15 protein-coding genes are annotated in these 15,588 nt (G+C 57.9%); 2 read left to right on the plus strand and 13 right to left on the minus strand.

All coding sequences use genetic code 11. The annotated features are described in order from the left end of the window. Positions 1-3: 3 nt before the first annotated feature. The 6 genes from SCU88_RS23335 to SCU88_RS23360 all read right to left on the minus strand — a co-directional run bounded on the left by SCU88_RS23335 (position 4) and on the right by SCU88_RS23360 (position 5,744). Complete coding sequence (locus SCU88_RS23335) at positions 4-1,536, minus strand: ATP-binding cassette domain-containing protein (protein WP_175340032.1); 1,533 nt, start codon at positions 1,534-1,536, stop codon at positions 4-6. Then, on the minus strand, positions 1,533-2,165 hold the full coding sequence (locus tag SCU88_RS23340; RefSeq protein WP_175340033.1) for a DUF2291 family protein: 633 nt from the start codon (positions 2,163-2,165) through the stop codon (positions 1,533-1,535). The genes SCU88_RS23335 and SCU88_RS23340 overlap by 4 nt, the downstream gene beginning before the upstream one ends. 43 nt (positions 2,166-2,208) lie before the next feature. After that, positions 2,209-3,141 carry a substrate-binding domain-containing protein gene (locus tag SCU88_RS23345; RefSeq protein ID WP_175340034.1) on the minus strand — a complete coding sequence of 311 codons (933 nt, stop codon included), beginning with the start codon at positions 3,139-3,141 and terminating at the stop codon, positions 2,209-2,211. 61 nt (positions 3,142-3,202) lie between these two features. Continuing rightward, on the minus strand, positions 3,203-4,000 hold the full coding sequence (locus SCU88_RS23350) for a GolD/DthD family dehydrogenase (protein WP_138094621.1): 798 nt from the start codon (positions 3,998-4,000) through the stop codon (positions 3,203-3,205). A gap of 14 nt (positions 4,001-4,014) precedes the next feature. Beyond that, a complete protein-coding gene (locus SCU88_RS23355; RefSeq protein WP_138094623.1) occupies positions 4,015-4,938 on the minus strand; it encodes a transketolase family protein in 924 nt (307 codons plus the stop codon). Between the two features lie 2 nt (positions 4,939-4,940). Further along, positions 4,941-5,744, minus strand: coding sequence for a thiamine pyrophosphate-dependent enzyme (locus tag SCU88_RS23360; protein WP_175340035.1), 804 nt, complete (start codon positions 5,742-5,744; stop codon positions 4,941-4,943). 247 nt (positions 5,745-5,991) lie between these two features. Here SCU88_RS23360 and SCU88_RS23365 point away from each other — a divergent pair, with 247 nt between their 5' ends. Then, a complete protein-coding gene (locus SCU88_RS23365) occupies positions 5,992-6,780 on the plus strand; it encodes a DeoR family transcriptional regulator (RefSeq protein WP_175340036.1) in 789 nt (262 codons plus the stop codon). 44 nt (positions 6,781-6,824) lie between these two features. Here the strand turns inward: SCU88_RS23365 and livF are convergent, their stop codons facing one another. Genes livF through livH form a run of 4 tightly spaced genes read right to left on the minus strand, consistent with a single transcriptional unit; the run spans position 6,825 to position 10,498 of the window. Continuing rightward, positions 6,825-7,538: a high-affinity branched-chain amino acid ABC transporter ATP-binding protein LivF gene (livF, locus tag SCU88_RS23370; RefSeq protein WP_138094633.1), complete on the minus strand. Its 714-nt coding sequence runs from the start codon at positions 7,536-7,538 to the stop codon at positions 6,825-6,827. Between the two features lies 1 nt (position 7,539). After that, positions 7,540-8,307 carry a high-affinity branched-chain amino acid ABC transporter ATP-binding protein LivG gene (livG, locus tag SCU88_RS23375; RefSeq protein WP_138094635.1) on the minus strand — a complete coding sequence of 256 codons (768 nt, stop codon included), beginning with the start codon at positions 8,305-8,307 and terminating at the stop codon, positions 7,540-7,542. Further along, complete coding sequence (locus SCU88_RS23380) at positions 8,304-9,575, minus strand: high-affinity branched-chain amino acid ABC transporter permease LivM (protein WP_175340037.1); 1,272 nt, start codon at positions 9,573-9,575, stop codon at positions 8,304-8,306. Before SCU88_RS23380 ends, livG begins: the two co-directional genes overlap by 4 nt. Further along, positions 9,572-10,498 (minus strand): high-affinity branched-chain amino acid ABC transporter permease LivH, encoded by a 927-nt coding sequence (gene livH / locus SCU88_RS23385; RefSeq protein ID WP_138094639.1) that lies wholly within the window; start codon positions 10,496-10,498, stop codon positions 9,572-9,574. The genes SCU88_RS23380 and livH overlap by 4 nt, the downstream gene beginning before the upstream one ends. 561 nt (positions 10,499-11,059) lie before the next feature. On the opposite strand from livH, the gene panM reads away from it, so the two are divergent. Further along, the gene (gene panM / locus SCU88_RS23390) at positions 11,060-11,440 is read left to right on the plus strand and encodes an aspartate 1-decarboxylase autocleavage activator PanM (RefSeq protein WP_138094641.1); all 381 of its coding nucleotides are present in this window, start codon (positions 11,060-11,062) and stop codon (positions 11,438-11,440) included. A 37-nt stretch (positions 11,441-11,477) separates the two neighbouring features. Here the strand turns inward: panM and SCU88_RS23395 are convergent, their stop codons facing one another. The 3 genes from SCU88_RS23395 to SCU88_RS23405 form a co-directional block, all read right to left on the minus strand. Further along, a complete protein-coding gene (locus SCU88_RS23395) occupies positions 11,478-12,587 on the minus strand; it encodes a branched-chain amino acid ABC transporter substrate-binding protein (RefSeq protein WP_138094643.1) in 1,110 nt (369 codons plus the stop codon). 233 nt (positions 12,588-12,820) lie between these two features. After that, positions 12,821-14,065 carry an aromatic amino acid transport family protein gene (locus tag SCU88_RS23400; RefSeq protein ID WP_175340038.1) on the minus strand — a complete coding sequence of 415 codons (1,245 nt, stop codon included), beginning with the start codon at positions 14,063-14,065 and terminating at the stop codon, positions 12,821-12,823. A 58-nt stretch (positions 14,066-14,123) separates the two neighbouring features. Further along, positions 14,124-15,581, minus strand: coding sequence for an NAD-dependent succinate-semialdehyde dehydrogenase (locus SCU88_RS23405; RefSeq protein WP_138094647.1), 1,458 nt, complete (start codon positions 15,579-15,581; stop codon positions 14,124-14,126). Between the last annotated feature and the right edge of the window lie 7 nt (positions 15,582-15,588).

Here is a 15,588-nt window from a genome sequence, read left to right on the forward strand (position 1 = left end):
TGATTATTCATGGGGCGTCGAAGCCGCTATCAGCTTTTCACGCGTCACCCCGGCTCGCGCCAGGTCCGCCGTAATGCGGCCATCCGCCATCACCAGCACCCGGTCGGCAAGGGCCATCACTTCATCAAGTTCGCTGGACGAGAACATCACCGCCAGTCCCTGACGCGCCATCTGACCAATCAGGTGGTAGACGTCGGTCCTGGCGCCTACGTCAATGCCGCGGGTGGGCTCATCCAGCAGTACCACTTCCGGCCGGGTCATTAACGCCTTGCCCAGCACCACCTTCTGCTGGTTACCGCCGCTCAGCGAGGTGATGGGCTGTTCGCTGTCGCCGACTTTAATAGCCAGTCGCTGAACCATCTCCTGAACCCGCTCGTGTTCCTGGTTTTCGCGCAGCCAGGAGCATGAATGCCAGAAGCCGCGCAGGCTGTGGTCGGAAAGGGTCATATTGGATTTGATGGACATCATCTGCACCACGCCTTCCCCCTGCCGGTCTTCCGGCACCAGCGCCACGCCGCGCTTCAGGCGCTGTTGGAAGTTCAGACCGTCGAGAGCCTCACCGTTCAGCGCGACCTTGCCTTCCTGACAGGGCATCAAACCAATTAGCCCCTTAAACAGCTCGGTACGCCCGGCGCCCAGCAGACCGTAAATGCCCACCACTTCGCCCTTACGCAGGCTGAAGGTCACGTCATTAAGCCGATAGCCGCCGTTCTGGTGTAGCGCGGTCAGCCCCGTGACCTCCAGCGCTGTCTCCCCTTGTTCGGCGGGCTGATAGTCGAAATGCTTTTTCTTGTCGCCCACCATCTGTTCGATAATCCAGGGCACGCTGGCGTCGCACACCTCGCGTTCGCAGATGAAGCGGCCATCGCGGAAGATGGTGATGTGATCGCCAATCTCCATCAGCTCTTCCAGCCGGTGGGAGATATAGATAATGGTGACGCCGCGCCGCTTAAGCTGTTCCATCACGTTAAACAGCACTTTCACTTCCGACTGACTGAGGGCCGAGGTGGGCTCATCCATAATCAGCACCCGGGTATCTTTAGAGAGCGCCCGGGCTATCTCTACCAGTTGCTGATGACCAATGCCCAGTTCACCCAACGGCGTATAAGGGTCGACATCCAGCTCCAGCCGTTCGAGCAACGACTTCGCCAGCGCGTACTGGTACTTTTCGTTAATCCGCCCGCGCTGGAAAAACTCGTTACCGATGAAGATGTTGTCCATCACGTTCATGTTCGGGAACAGATTAAGCTCCTGGAAGATGATGCTGATGCCATGCCGTTCCGCCTGGTGGGTCGAATTCAGGGTAACTGGCTCGCCATCAAGCCAGATCTCGCCGGACGAAGGGCTTTCCACTCCGGCCAGCATCTTCATCATCGTCGACTTTCCGGCGCCGTTTTCGCCGATGAGCACATTCACCCGGTTGCGATAGACCCGGTAATTAACGCTATCCAGCGCGGTTACGCCGGGGTAGATCCGGGACAGGTTGCGGGTTTCCAGAATCACCTCGTCCTGGGGAGTTGAAGTAGGCTGCGTCATGGCTGTCCCCCTTGCTGGCGGGTCGCCCGGGCGGGCGTAATATCCGGTAGCCGTTCCGGCGTATCCCAGGCGCTGAAGACGCCATCCACCGTAATCTGTTGACCCGGCTCAGGCGCAAGCGCTTTCATCATGGCGGAAGCTTTATCGTTAATCGCCCGGCTGTAGCTGCCGAACAGTACCTGATCGTTAAAATCCTGGTAGCTCACCTTGCGGTAGCCGTCGCGCAGCGCGGTGCCGCGAATGGTCGGCCCCAATTGCACGACTGCCCGCGTGCCGTCACTTGCCAGCAGCGTCATTTTGCCGCTGCGCGAGCGGGTATCCACCTTTTCCACCACACCGCTGAACTTAACGAAAAACACGCAGGGATTTTCGGCCTGACTGCGCCAGCCCAGTTGTTTACAGGCGCTATCGAAATCCGGCGCCGCCCGCAGCGCGGCCATCAGTTCACCGGCGGGACGGGCCTCATTCACCACCTGCGGCACCAGGCTCTGCTGCCACGTCTGCGCCACGTTCGCCATATGCGGATTGGGAGGATTTTTCAGATCCGCCAGCTCCTGCTGGGAGACAATGCGGCAACCGCCCAGCACCGGCGCGATAAGCGCCAGCGCCAGCCAGAGTTGTCTGGACATATTCTTCTCCTCTGCGCCCCGAACGGGGCGCCACAGCCGGTCCTCAGGACCCAAAATTAAAATCCTGCACCTTACTGGCGTTGTCCTTATCGACCAGAATGCCGCGGAACATCACACGCTGTTTGGCGGGCTTCTCCCCTTTCTGGAGATAAGCGTCGAGGTCGGTCACCCCCTGAGCGGCGATGGCCTGGGCCTGCAGCATCACGGTGGCTTTCAGGGTTCCGGCTTTCACCGCATCGCGTTCATCGTTGCTGCCATCAATGCCCACCACCGTCACATCGTTACGCCCGGCGGCCTTCAGCGCCGCAATCGCGCCCAGCGCCACCGGTCCGTTACCGCAAATCACCCCTTTCACATCCGGATGGGCCTGCAGAATGCTGTCCATAATGCGCTTGCCATCCAGCAGGGTGCCTTTGGCGTCCTGGCGGGCGATGCTCACCATATCCGGATACTGATCGATGACCTGATGGAATGAACGGGAGCGGGTCACGCAGTTATTGTCGGCCAGATTGCAGGTCAGCTCGGCATATTTGCCCTGCTCGCCCATGCTTTCGACAAAGACGTTGGCGACCTCTGAACCGGCCTGGAAGTTGTTGTGGGTGATCTGCACCAGCGCCACGTCATCCACCGGAATTTCCCGGTTGATCAGCACCACCGGAATACCGGCCTGCTTCGCTTTCTTAATGGCCGCTACGCTGGCGGTGGAGTCGGCATTGTCGAGAATAATGCCCTGAACTTTCTTACCGATGGCGGCATCGATCAGCTCGTTCTGTTTTTTCACATCCTCGCCGTGCGAAAGGACGCTGGTTTTATACCCCAGTTCCTTCGCTTTACTGCTGGCGCCTTTGGCCTCTGAGGCGTAGTAGGGGTTATCGAGGGAGTTCACCATTATCAGGATGGTGCCTTTTTCTGCAGCGGTAGCCGCCAGGCTGAGGGTACAGGCAGCCGCCGCGGTAAGTAATAAACGCAATTTCATAAGATGTTCTCTCTGTAATATCGTTATTGTCGGGTACAGCGAAACAGCGTTACTTCGGGGCTTACCAGATGGTGAAGCCCCCATCGATCATCAGATCGGCACCGGTAATCATGTCGCTGCCGTTACCGGCGAAGAACAGCACGGCGGCGGCAATCTCATCGGTGTAGGCGAAACGACCCAGCGGAATTAGCTGCTTCATGGTTTCGCCTTTCTCGCCACGCCAGGCCTTTTCGCCCATCGGCGTCAGCACCACAGTGGGCGAAAGGGTATTGACGTTGATATTCCAGGCGGCCAGCTCCTTAGCCATCACTTTGGTCATGCCCAGCAGCCCCGCTTTGGCGGAGGTATAAGCCACGTGGTTATCGATGGCGATGGATGCCGCCTGAGAGGCGATATTGATAATCTTGCCGCCGCGCCCGGCCTTCACCATCAGTCGGGCCGCCGCCTGGCTGCACAGGAATGGGCCGGTCAGATTCACGTCCAGTTGCTTACGCCACTCGGCGATATCAGTTTCCAGCACCGGTTGCAGCATGACGTAGCCTGCGCAGTTAATCAGAATGTCGATTTGCCCGTAGTGGCGCTCGACTTGTGCAAACGCCTGTTCGACCGAGGCCGGGTCAGTGACATCGCACTCCACGAACAGCACCCGGTCAGCATCGAAGCGCTCCGCCTCCTGCTGCGCCTTTTCACGCTCGAACCCCGGATAAAGCAGCGCCAGCCTGGCGCCCTTTTCCAGCAGCATCTCATTGCTGGCCATAGCGATTCCGCCCAGACCACCGGTCACCACCGCCACTTTGTCGCTCAAATCACCGGAGGTATCTACGCCGTAGCGCAGGTTGACGTCGTATTCACCGCTCATTGTTGTCTCCTTAATCAAGCCAGGGGGGAAGTCGCAACCTGCTCCAGCACCTGACGCAGCCCCTGTGCATCAATGCGGAACTGGCGGCGCAGCGCTTTACGGCTGCTACTGTGGGTAAACTCATAGGGCGGTACGCCCAGCGGCGTGAAGCGCTGAGGCAGGCGATATTTGTGCAGAATCTCACCAATAATGCTGCTAAGGCCACCGCTAAGAACGTGTTCTTCTACCGCGATCGCATGTGGATGCGCGTTAATGAGCGCGACGATCGCCTGTTCGTCCAGCGGCCATAGCGAAGGCAGAGAGACGATGGTGACATTGGGGAGGGAGGCGGCCAGCGCTTCGTGCACAATGGTGCCCAGGCAGAACACCACTGCATCGCCCCCTTCCTGCAACACCACCGGCTTACCCGGCGTAAAGCGCCAGTCGTTGTCATGCAGCACCGGCAGCTTATCGCTGTCCATCCGGATATAGACCGGCCCCTGATGAGCAATGGCATGGCGGGTAATCTCCCTGGCCTGGCTGGCATCCGCAGGAGCGAAGATTTGCAGGTTGCCGAAGCTACGGGCAATGGCGATATCGTTCATGCAGTGGTGGGTGGCCCCCAGCGGGCCGTAGGCAAAACCGGCATTCAGCCCCAGCATTTTTACATTGGTATCGGAATAGCAAATGTCGTTCTTCACCTGCTCGTTGGAGCGCGCCAGCAGAAAGGGGGCGGCATTGGCCGTAAAAACCGTGCGTCCGCTCAGGGCTATACCCGCCGCCATACCGACCATGTTCTGTTCGGCAATCCCCACGTTGACGACCCTGTCGGGGTACGCCTTTTCGAAGGGCGCGATTTTCGATGTGGAGGTGGAATCCGCCACCATTACGTTCAGATTGGCCCCCTGTTGCTGGGCTTCCAGTAAGGTTGCAATCACTGCATCACGTAAATCTTGCATGGTTAGTCCTCCAGTTCCGCCAGCCCCTGGGCAAGCTGTTCATCGTCAGGTACGGCGTGATGCCAGGCGGGAACATTCGCCATAAAGGAAATGCCGTGGCCCTTTTCGGTATTGGCCAGAATGACGCGCGGTTTATCCACCGAAGGCGCCGTCGCCGCCTGGTAAATAGACAGCGGGTCGTGTCCGTCGCACTCCAGCACTTCGAAACCAAAGGCGCTCCACTTTTCGCCCAAAGGCTCCAGCGGCATGATCTCCTCGGTGGCCCCAGCCAGTTGCAGCCGGTTGCGATCGACAATGGCGACCAGGTTGTCGAGCCGGAACTTACTGGCAGACATCGCCGCCTCCCAATTGGAGCCTTCCGCCAGTTCGCCATCTCCCAGCAGAACAAAGGCCCGGCGGTGACCGCGACCGGCCAGCTTATTGCCCAATGCCAGTCCGACCGCAATCGGCAGGCCATGGCCCAGGCCGCCGGAGTTAATCTCGACCAGATCCGGCAGCTTCTGACGCACCGGATGCCCGGCCAGTAAGGTGTCATCCCCCATAAACTGCGTCAGTACCCCTGGGTCGAGCAGCCCCATCGCCGCCGCGCTGCAGTAAAGGCCGCCGGCACCGTGCCCCTTGGACAAAATAAAACGATCCTGGTCCGGACGCGGTCCTGAGCGATCCATTACCGCCATATACAGCGTGCAGAGAATGTCGATCTCTGAGAGATCGGCCCCGGTGTGCCCCTTGCCTGCTCTGTGGTTCATTTCCAGCACATAGCGCCGGGCCTGACGCGCCGTCTGTTTGATTGCCTGTAGGTCCACGTTTACCTCCGGATCTTAACGATCGTGATGACAGAATTCGCTTCGATCGCTTTCATTTGATTTTCGATCGAAAATGTATATGGTTTATTTAGCCGATTCTGTGGCGTTGATCAAATATAAAACAAAAATCATTCGAAAATATGACGGTAATAAAACGGCAAATTCGCTTTCCTTACAGCGCAGCGCTAAACTGCGGAGCACGGAAAAGAGCACCACTTCATTACGTTCACAGAAAGGAGCGTTTCGATTGAAAAACAAGACCGAACAACTGGCGGATATGCAGCAGCGCAGGGATAAGATCCTTGAGATGATCCGTGAAGATGGCACGGCTTCCGTGAAGCAGTTAACGGAAACCTTTGGTCTGACGGAAGCGACTATCCGTACCGATCTGCGTGAACTACAGAAGGCGGGCTTTGTGCAGCGCTACTACGGCGGCGCCACACTGGTGACCGGCAAACAGAATACCGGGGCGTTACTGCTGGAACGCCAGACTCATCTGGAACAGAAAGACGCCATCGGCCGACTGGCTGCCCAACAGATCGAAAATGGCGATACCGTGATCTTTGATTCCGGTACGACCACCACCGCCATTGTCGAACATATGCAGCATATTCACCGCCTGTCGGTGACCACGACCGCGGTAAATATCGCCCTGAAGCTGGGTGGCGAGCCCGGCATCAACATCCTTCTGACCGGCGGCACCTTTAAGTTTCCGACCCTCTCCACCTCTGGCGAAAAGGCCGCCAGCTTTTTCGAAAATGTGCTGGCCGAAAAGCTGTTTCTTGCCACCGCGGCCATCTCGCCGCGTATGGGTCTGAGCTTTCCCAGCGAAACCGATATTAAGGTGAAGAGTGCGATGATCCGTTCGGCGAAAACGGTCTACGTGGTGGCGGACTCCAGCAAGATCGACAAGGTGTCGATGTTCGCCCTACCCTGCGACTGGAGCAGCATTCACTATCTGATTACCGACAGCGGCATCAGCAATGAGTCAGTCCGCGCCTTTGAAGCGCTGGGGGTGGAGGTGCTGGTGGCCTGAAGGGCTGATGTCAAAAAGGGAGCCAACGGCTCCCCTAACTGAAATTACCCTCCCAGATAAGCGCTTCTCACCGCTTCGTTAGCCAGTAGCGCTTCGCCGGTATCTTCCAGCACCACCCGACCGTTTTCCAGCACGTAACCGCGATCCGCCAGCTTGAGAGCCTGATTGGCGTTCTGCTCCACCAGGAAAATGGTCATTCCTTCACGTCTGAGCTGTTCGATAGTGTCAAAGATCTGCTGGATAATAATCGGCGCCAGCCCCAGAGAAGGTTCGTCCAGCAGCAGCAGCCGCGGGTTGCTCATCAGCGCCCGGCCAATGGCCAGCATTTGCTGTTCTCCGCCAGACATGGTCCCGGCGCGCTGAGTGCGGCGTTCCAGCAGGCGGGGAAACAGTTCATAAACCCAGCGCTGGCGCTCCTGGTACTGCTGTTTGTCGCTAAAGAAACCGCCCATGGCCAGGTTCTCTTCCACCGTCATCCGGGCGAATACCCGCCGCCCTTCCGGCACGATGGCCACCGCCTCGCGCATAATTTTTGCAGTAGGCCAGTCGGTGATGGTTTTACCGTCGAATGCAATGGTGCCGTGAGTGGCGCGGGGATCGCCGCACAGGGTGCCGAGCAGCGTGGTTTTCCCGGCGCCGTTGGCGCCGATAAGCGTGACTATTTCTCCCTTGTTAACGGTCAGGCTCACCTCATGCAGCGCCTGTATTTTCCCGTAATGCGCGCTCACCCGGTCGAAAGTCAACATCGTCTTTTCCATCTCAGGCTTCTCCCAGATAAGCGCGAATAACATCAGGATGATTACGGATCTGTTCCGGCGTGCCGTTGGCCAGCGGCGTTCCCTGGTTCACGACATAGATACGGTCTGAAATCCCCATCACCAGCTTCATATCATGCTCAATCAGCAGCACCGTGGTGTTATGGCGATCGCGCAGCTCCACAATCAGTTCATCGAGCTCTTTGGTTTCGCGAGGATTCAGCCCCGCAGCCGGTTCGTCGAGCATCAGGATCTGCGGCTGAGTCACCATACAGCGGGCGATCTCCAGCCGCCGCTGCTGGCCGTAGGCCAGGTTACTGGCCTGACGGTTGGCGTGCTCCAGCAAACCAACGCGCTCCAGCCATACGGCAGCGCGATCCAGCGCTTCACTCTGAGTCCGGCGGAAGGCCGGGGTCTTGAGCAGACCGGAAAACAGACCGGTTTTCAGTTGCAGATGCTGTGCCACCAGCAGGTTTTCAATTACCGTCATTTCGCGAAACAGCCGCACGTGCTGGAACGTTCGTACCACCCCAAGGCGGGCAATAGCCTGGCCCGGTAACCCTTCCAGATGACGATCGCCCAGCATAATGGTGCCGCCGGTGGGCTTATAAAAGCCGGTCAGGCAGTTAAAGACCGTGGTTTTACCGGCGCCGTTGGGGCCGATTAGCGAAACGATCTCGCCTGCGTTTAGCGACAGCTCCACATTGTTGACCGCCAGCAGGCCGCCGAAGCGCATCATCAGACCGCTAACGGCAAGTAATGGCTGACTCATGCGCGCTCTCCTTTGCTATTTTTTAGCTTCAGTTTTGTGCGGGTCATTGGCAGCAGCCCCTGAGGACGCCAGATCATCATCAACACCATCAGCCCCCCCAGTACCAGCATGCTGTACTCATTGAGATCGCGCATCAGTTCGCGCGACACCACCAGCAGAATCGCGGCCAGAATCACCGCAAACTGGGAACCCATACCGCCCAGTACGACAATCGCCAGCACAAAGGCCGACTCGGCAAAGGTGAAGGATTCCGGGCTGACAAAGCCCTGGCGCGCAGCGAAAAGAGTTCCGGCAAAACCCGCGAAAGCGGCGCTGATGGTAAAGGCCGTCAGCTTAATGCGCGTCGGGTTCAGCCCCAACGAACGACAGGCGATCTCATCCTCGCGCAGCGCTTCCCACGCCCGGCCTAGCGGCATGCGCAGCAGGCGGTTAATCACAAACAGCGTGACCACCACCAGCAGCAACGCCACCAGGTAGAGGAAGATCATGCGATCGCCGGGATCGTACTTAATATCGAAGAAGTGGCTGAAGGTATCCCAGCCGCCATCGCGAGCGGTACGGCTGAACTCCAGGCCAAACAGCGTCGGCTTGGGGATCTGACTGATCCCGTTGGGCCCCCCGGTAAATTCAGTGTTATTCAGCAGCAGAATACGCACGATCTCACCGAATCCCAGCGTCACAATCGCCAGATAATCCCCCCGCAAACGCAATACCGGGAACCCCAGCAGGAACCCCGCGGCGGCGGCCACCAGCCCGGCCAGCGGCAGGCAGGTCCAGAATCCCAGACCGTAATAGTGATTCAGCAGGGCAAAGGTGTAGGCGCCGATGGCGTAAAATCCGCCATAACCCAGCACCAACAGGCCGGACAGCCCCACCACCACGTTCAGCCCCAGCCCGAGGATAATGTAGATCATGGTCAGGGTGGCGATATCCACCGAACCGCGGGTCACCATGAACGGCCAGGCGACGGCAGCCAGCAGCAGCGCCAGCAGGAACAGCTTCTGGCGCGGCGTGGAGCCATCGATGGCGGGCAGCACCCACTTCGGCCCGCTCACCCCTTTCAGACGCTGCTGAATCACAGGACGCAGCAGTTGCACCACAAACACCGCGCCGCAGCCAATCGCAATCCAGTGCCAGCGAACGTCGGCGGCACTGCCTACCACCAGCCGGGTGCCGTCCAGCCCCAACTGCACGCCCATAAAGATGGCGGACAAAATAAAGAACAGAGCGGTGGAAATCAGCGCGCCCAGAATATGCGTCGGCTTCATACCTTTTCCACCTCCGGACGGCCAAGAATGCCGGTCGGCATCACCAGCAGCACGCCAATCAGCAGTGCGAAGGAGACCACATCTTTATATTCCGTGCTCAGGTAGGCAGAGGTTAGCGCCTCGGCCACGCCAAGCAGCAGGCCGCCTATCATAGCGCCAGGAATACTGCCAATACCGCCCAGCACTGCGGCGGTAAAGGCTTTCATCCCCGCCATAAAGCCAATGTAGGGATTGATCACGCCGTAGAACTGTCCCAGCAATACCCCGGCCACTGCCGCCATGATCGCGCCGATCACAAAGGTCAGGGAGATTACCCGGTCGGTATTGATGCCCAGCAGGCTCGCCATCTTCAAATCTTCAGCACAGGCGCGACAGGCCCGGCCCATCTTTGAGTAGCGAATAAACAGAGTCAGCGCCAGCATCGATATCAGGGTCACGCCCCAAATCACCAGTTGCATGGTGGTGACAGTGGCAGAGAAGTTTTCACCGTGAGCCACGGCCCAGCGCCCGGTAAACAGGCTGGGCAGCGCCACATCCCGGGATCCTTCGGTCAGGCTGACGGTGTTTTGCAGGAAAATAGACATTCCGATCGCCGAGATCAGCGCGATCAGACGCTTGGAGCTGCGCACAGGCCGATAGGCAACCCGTTCAATGCTCCAGCCATACACGCTGGCAATGACAATCGCACCGACAAAAGCGGCGCCAATCAGCAGCCAGCCAGCGTCTATGCCCATCATCAGTAGCGCCGCGATAATCATAAAAGAGACATAGCTACCGATCATATAGACTTCGCCGTGAGCGAAGTTAATCATACCGATAATGCCGTAAACCATGGTGTAACCGATGGCGATCAGCGCATAGGTGCTGCCAAGGGTTACGCCATTAAACATCTGCTGCAAAAAATAGAGAAACTGCTCAGACATAGCTTAACCTTTGAGAGTATGTGTAACGCGGTAGGAATGGGGGTTACGGCTGGCCTGATGTCGCCCGCCGTCGGCAAAAGCAGGCATCCCTGCCGCTAAACGCGCTGACTCCCAGGCGGATATGCCAGACTGGCTTCCTGATATCATCATCGATAATTCCCGTGTGTGTTGAAGTGGTTGTTGTGTTTATCTTTTTCTTTTTTCAGAGTCGCCTGTGACTGAAGGCGAAGCGCCACCTTCAATATTAAGCGTAATCGGGAGTGGCCCCCCAATATTTCAGGGATATTATTCTGGTTTATGACGTAGATAAACAATAAACGTGGTACTACATTCAGGAGCGTTTTAGGTTATTAAACCAATTTATCCGGACCATTCCGGATATTTATTCCTTTTATTTTTCCAGTTTCATTTTTATAAACCATGCCAGGTTAATAATATAAACAAATTCACTGGCAATTTCGGTGGCGATGAGACGCTAAAAAACGACGCAGGAAGGCCACTTGCGCCACCAGGGGATTGGGGTACACTTTCCCCTCCTCATTCCTGATGTTATGAATCCTTATGAAGCTGACCATTGTTCGCCTCACGGCACTCTCCCCCCAGGATAAAATCGATCTGGAAAAAATCTGGCCAGAATACGCGCCTGCCGACCTGACGCTGGATGAAAGCCACCGTCTTTACGCGGCCCGATTCAATGAACGCCTGCTTGGCGCGCTGCGGGTTACCTGCAACGGAACACATGGCGAACTGGATTCCCTGCGAGTGCGGGAACTGACCCGACGCCGTGGGGTGGGTAAATATCTGCTGGAAGAAGCCATGCGCGATAACCCGCAGGTCAGCGACTGGCGGATGTCAGCCCAGGGTGTGGAGGATAATGCGGTGATGACGGCGTTTATGCTGGCCATGGGATTCCAGGCTGAAGCCGACGGCTGGCGCCGGTGAATGACCGGCGCCATACACGGCGCCAGTCGATCGTCTGTTACTTCGCGTCGCTGGCCGTGCCATCGGCGTGCCAGGTAAAGACCCCGAACTCAAAACCTTTGAGATCGCCCTTCTCGTCCCAGGTCAGCGGCCCCATAACGGTTTTCGCGCCTTTGGCCTTCAGGTCTTTTGACAGATCCTCCGGCTCTTCACTGCCGGTACGCTCCAGCGCCTGAGCCAGCGACTGTACCGCTGCATAGGTAGTCCAGACGAAGGCGCCGCTCGGGTCGCGTTTCTTCGCGCGAATCGCATCCACAACCGGTTTGTTTTCCGGCATCTGGTCATAGTTCTTGGGCTTGGTCACCAGCATCCCTTCCGCCGCTTCTCCTGCAATGTTAGACAGCGATACGTTGGCGACCCCTTCCGGCCCCATAAACTGCGTTTTCAGACCTGCGGCCCGGGCCTGGCGCAGCATCTGCCCCATTTCAGGGTGGTAGCCACCGTAGTAAACAAAGTCGATATTCTCTTTTTTCAGACGCGCGACCAGGGTGGAGAAGTCCTTATCGCCTGCGGTAATACCGTCGAAGAAGACCACATCAGTGCCGCCTTTCTTCAGCCCGTCGCGTACCGCGCGCGCCAGCCCCTCGCCGTACTGCTGCTTATCGTGAATCACCGCAATGCGCTGGGGTTTAACCTTTTCCAGAATATAACGCGCTGCGGTGGGGCCCTGATCGGAGTCCAGACCGGTGGTGCGCAGAATCAACTGATAACCGCGAGCGGTCAGTTCCGGCGCGGTAGCCGCCGGGGTAATCATCAGGATCCCTTCATCTTCATAGATATCGGAAGCGGGTTGGGTAGAAGAAGAGCAGAGGTGACCAATCACATAGCGCACGCCGTCATTCACCACTTTGTTCGCCACCGCCACGGCCTGCTTCGGGTCACAGGCGTCGTCATATTTCACCGCCACCAGCTTATCCCCTTTAATGCCCCCTTTCGCGTTAATATCGGCAATCGCCTGCTCCGCGCCGGTAAACTGCTGGTCGCCATACTGCGCCACCGGGCCAGACATTGCGCCGACGACCGCCACTTTAATATCCTTCGCCAGCAGCGAATGGCTAAACGCTAACGCAATACATCCCGTAAGTAACGCCTTACCCTTGATATTCATCCTGATGTTCCCCTTATTGTTGTGTTTTAAATTGTGTTTGCATTTATAACCAGAAGATTATTTTTTACCGTTCCGCTTTGATTTGGAAATAATTAACGGACTCCGCTAGAACATACTCTATTTCTTGCGGTCGGGAATAATAATTTTACTGGATGAAGCCTGAGAGAGTGACCGGGGCAAAAAAAATCCCGCCAGGGATGAAGTCCGGGCGGGAAAAAGGGCCCACGCGGGAATTACCAGCCCGCAGGCAGATAACCCAGCGCGGAAGCCACGGCGTAAACGGCGCTGGCAAGATAGAGCAGCACAATAAGGGCCTGAATCGCCGGATGCGTGATCGGGGAGCAGCACTGCCAGGTCGGGGTGATATCCCCATTCTGGCGGGCACCTTTCAGGATCAGAATCGGCATGATCGAGAGGATCACTCCGCTAAACGCCCCGGCAAAGTAGAGTGCGTTCACAAACGAAACCATGCCGCTGTAGGCCAGAATAAACGGCGGGATCGCCACAATCAGCAGCACCAGAAAACGTCGCCCCATTTGGGTATCTTCGCCTAACCGGAATTTATCGAAGATATTGGTCAGAAAGCTGCCACCCAGCCCCCAGTAGGAGGTCAGCATGGCGCACAGGGCGAAAATATTGGCCGAAAAGAAGGCCCATTCCCCAAGCGCCCGCCCCCAGGAGATGGTGGCGACATCGGTAATCTCATCCAGACCATTCAGTACGATAACCGAAAGCGGCACCAGCGCCAGTAGCGTAAAGGTAATGCCCATACCGGTCATGATGGCCCGCGGTAGCTGTTCCGGTTTATCGGCGAAGCCGCGCGCCATTTCCGGCACGATATACTGCGCCGCGAAACAGAAAGCCACCACGTTAAACACCGGCACCATGTAGCGCCAGTCGCCATCCAGCAGATAGCGCATCTGGGTGGTTTCTTTCAACAGGGTGGCTACCACCAGCACGGAGATCATCACCACCATTCCGACACTGATAAATTTCTCGCCGCGGCCAATGGCCTTCAGGCCCAGCCACAGCACTCCGGCGGCGGGAATAAAGAATAAAAGACTGCCCAGCGCCGGGGAGATCCCCAACAATGATTGCAGAAGCTTTCCGCTGCCGGTCATATAGGCGGTTAACGCCCCTACGCTATTAACGCAGACCGACAGGAACATCAGCCAGGCGCCGGGTTTGCCGACATAGCGCTCTGACAGGCCGCTGAGCTGCAGATGTTTACGGGTACGCAGCGTGGCTTCCGCCACATACAGCATGGTGATGGTGGTTAATCCTCCCACCAGCGCCAGCCAGAACAGCAGCGGAAAGAATCCCGCTTTGCTGGAGGCATAGGCGATAGACAGTACGCCAGCACCGATATTGGTACCGACGATCATCGCCACGCCTTCCAGAAAACTGAGCGATTTGGCGGGGGCGGTTACCCGCTCTCGGGCGGTATAAGCCCCGGACAACGTGGTGTTCTCGGACATAAGTCTTCCTTCGGGTACCGGCAGCCTGCGCTGCCGGAACAGGTGGATTTCATGATGATTAACGGCTTACATCGATGCACAGATACTTAAGTTCCAGATACTCTTCGATGCCGTAGCGGGAGCCTTCACGACCCAGCCCGGACTGTTTTACGCCGCCAAACGGCGCCACTTCGTTAGAGATAAGCCCGGTATTCACGCCGACCATGCCGTATTCCAGAGCTTCCCCCACCCGCCACTGACGAGCGGCATTAGCGGTAAACAGGTAAGCGGCCAGACCAAATTCGGTATCGTTAGCCATTGATACCACTTCGGTTTCATCGCGAAAGCGGAAGACAGGCGCCACCGGTCCGAAGGTCTCTTCACGGGCGAAGCGCATTTCCTGAGTGACGCCGGTGACCAGCGTCGGCTGGAAGAAGGTGCCGCCCAGCGCGTGCGGCTGACCGCCAGCGACCAGCGTGGCGCCCTTATCCAGGGCATCACGGATATGGATCTGTACCTTTTCCACCGCCTGGGTATCGATAAGCGGCCCCTGGCTGGTTTCAGCCCGGGAACCATCGCCAACCTGCAAGTCGGCAACGGCGGCAGCCAGTTTTTCGACCAGCGCATCGTGAATGCCATCCTGAACGTAGATGCGGTTGGCGCAGACGCAGGTCTGGCCGCTGTTACGAAACTTCGACGCCATAATCCCTGCTACGGCGGCATCCAGATCCGCATCGTCAAAGACGATGACCGGCGCGTTTCCGCCCAGCTCCAGCGACAGTTTTTTGATGGTCGGCGCGCACTGGGCCATCAGCAACCGCCCCACTTCCGTGGAGCCGGTAAAGCTCAGCTTGCGTACCACCGGGCTGTCACACAGGGTTTTACCCACCTGCGCCGCGTCGCCGGTGATCACCTGCAGCACCCCTGCCGGAATCCCCGCTTCCACCGCCAGTTGGCCTAACGCCAGGGCAGTCAGCGGCGTCTGTTCGGCGGGTTTGACTATCATGACGCAGCCCGCGGCCAGCGCTGGTGCCGCCTTGCGGGTGATCATGGCAGCCGGGAAGTTCCACGGCGTGATGGCCGCGCAAACCCCAACCGGCTGCTTCACCACCACCAGACGCTGATTAGCCTGCGGCGACTGCAATACCGAGCCGTCCACCCGCAGCGCTTCAGCCGCGAACCAGCTAATAAACGACGCCGCATAGGCCACTTCGCCACGGGCTTCAGCCAGTGGCTTGCCCTGTTCGGCAGTGATAAGCCGGGCCAGATCCTCCTGGGCCGCCATCATCTTCTCTGCCCAGGCGTTGAGCAGTGCCCCACGAGCTTTGGCGGTGAGCTGTTTCCACGCCTGCCAGGCCTGATTAGCGCTTTCTATTGCCTGTAAGGTTTCCGCCTCGCTAAACTGCGGCACGCTGGCAAGGGTTTCGCCGGTCGCCGGATTCATCACCGGCTCCCGGGCGCCGCTCATGGCATCACACCATTCGCCATTGACCAGGCACTGCTGACGTAATAAATCGGGTTGATTCAGTTTGAGCATCGCTGGG

The organism is Jejuibacter sp. L23, assembly GCF_050815825.1.
Lineage (GTDB): Bacteria > Pseudomonadota > Gammaproteobacteria > Enterobacterales > Enterobacteriaceae > Jejubacter > Jejubacter calystegiae.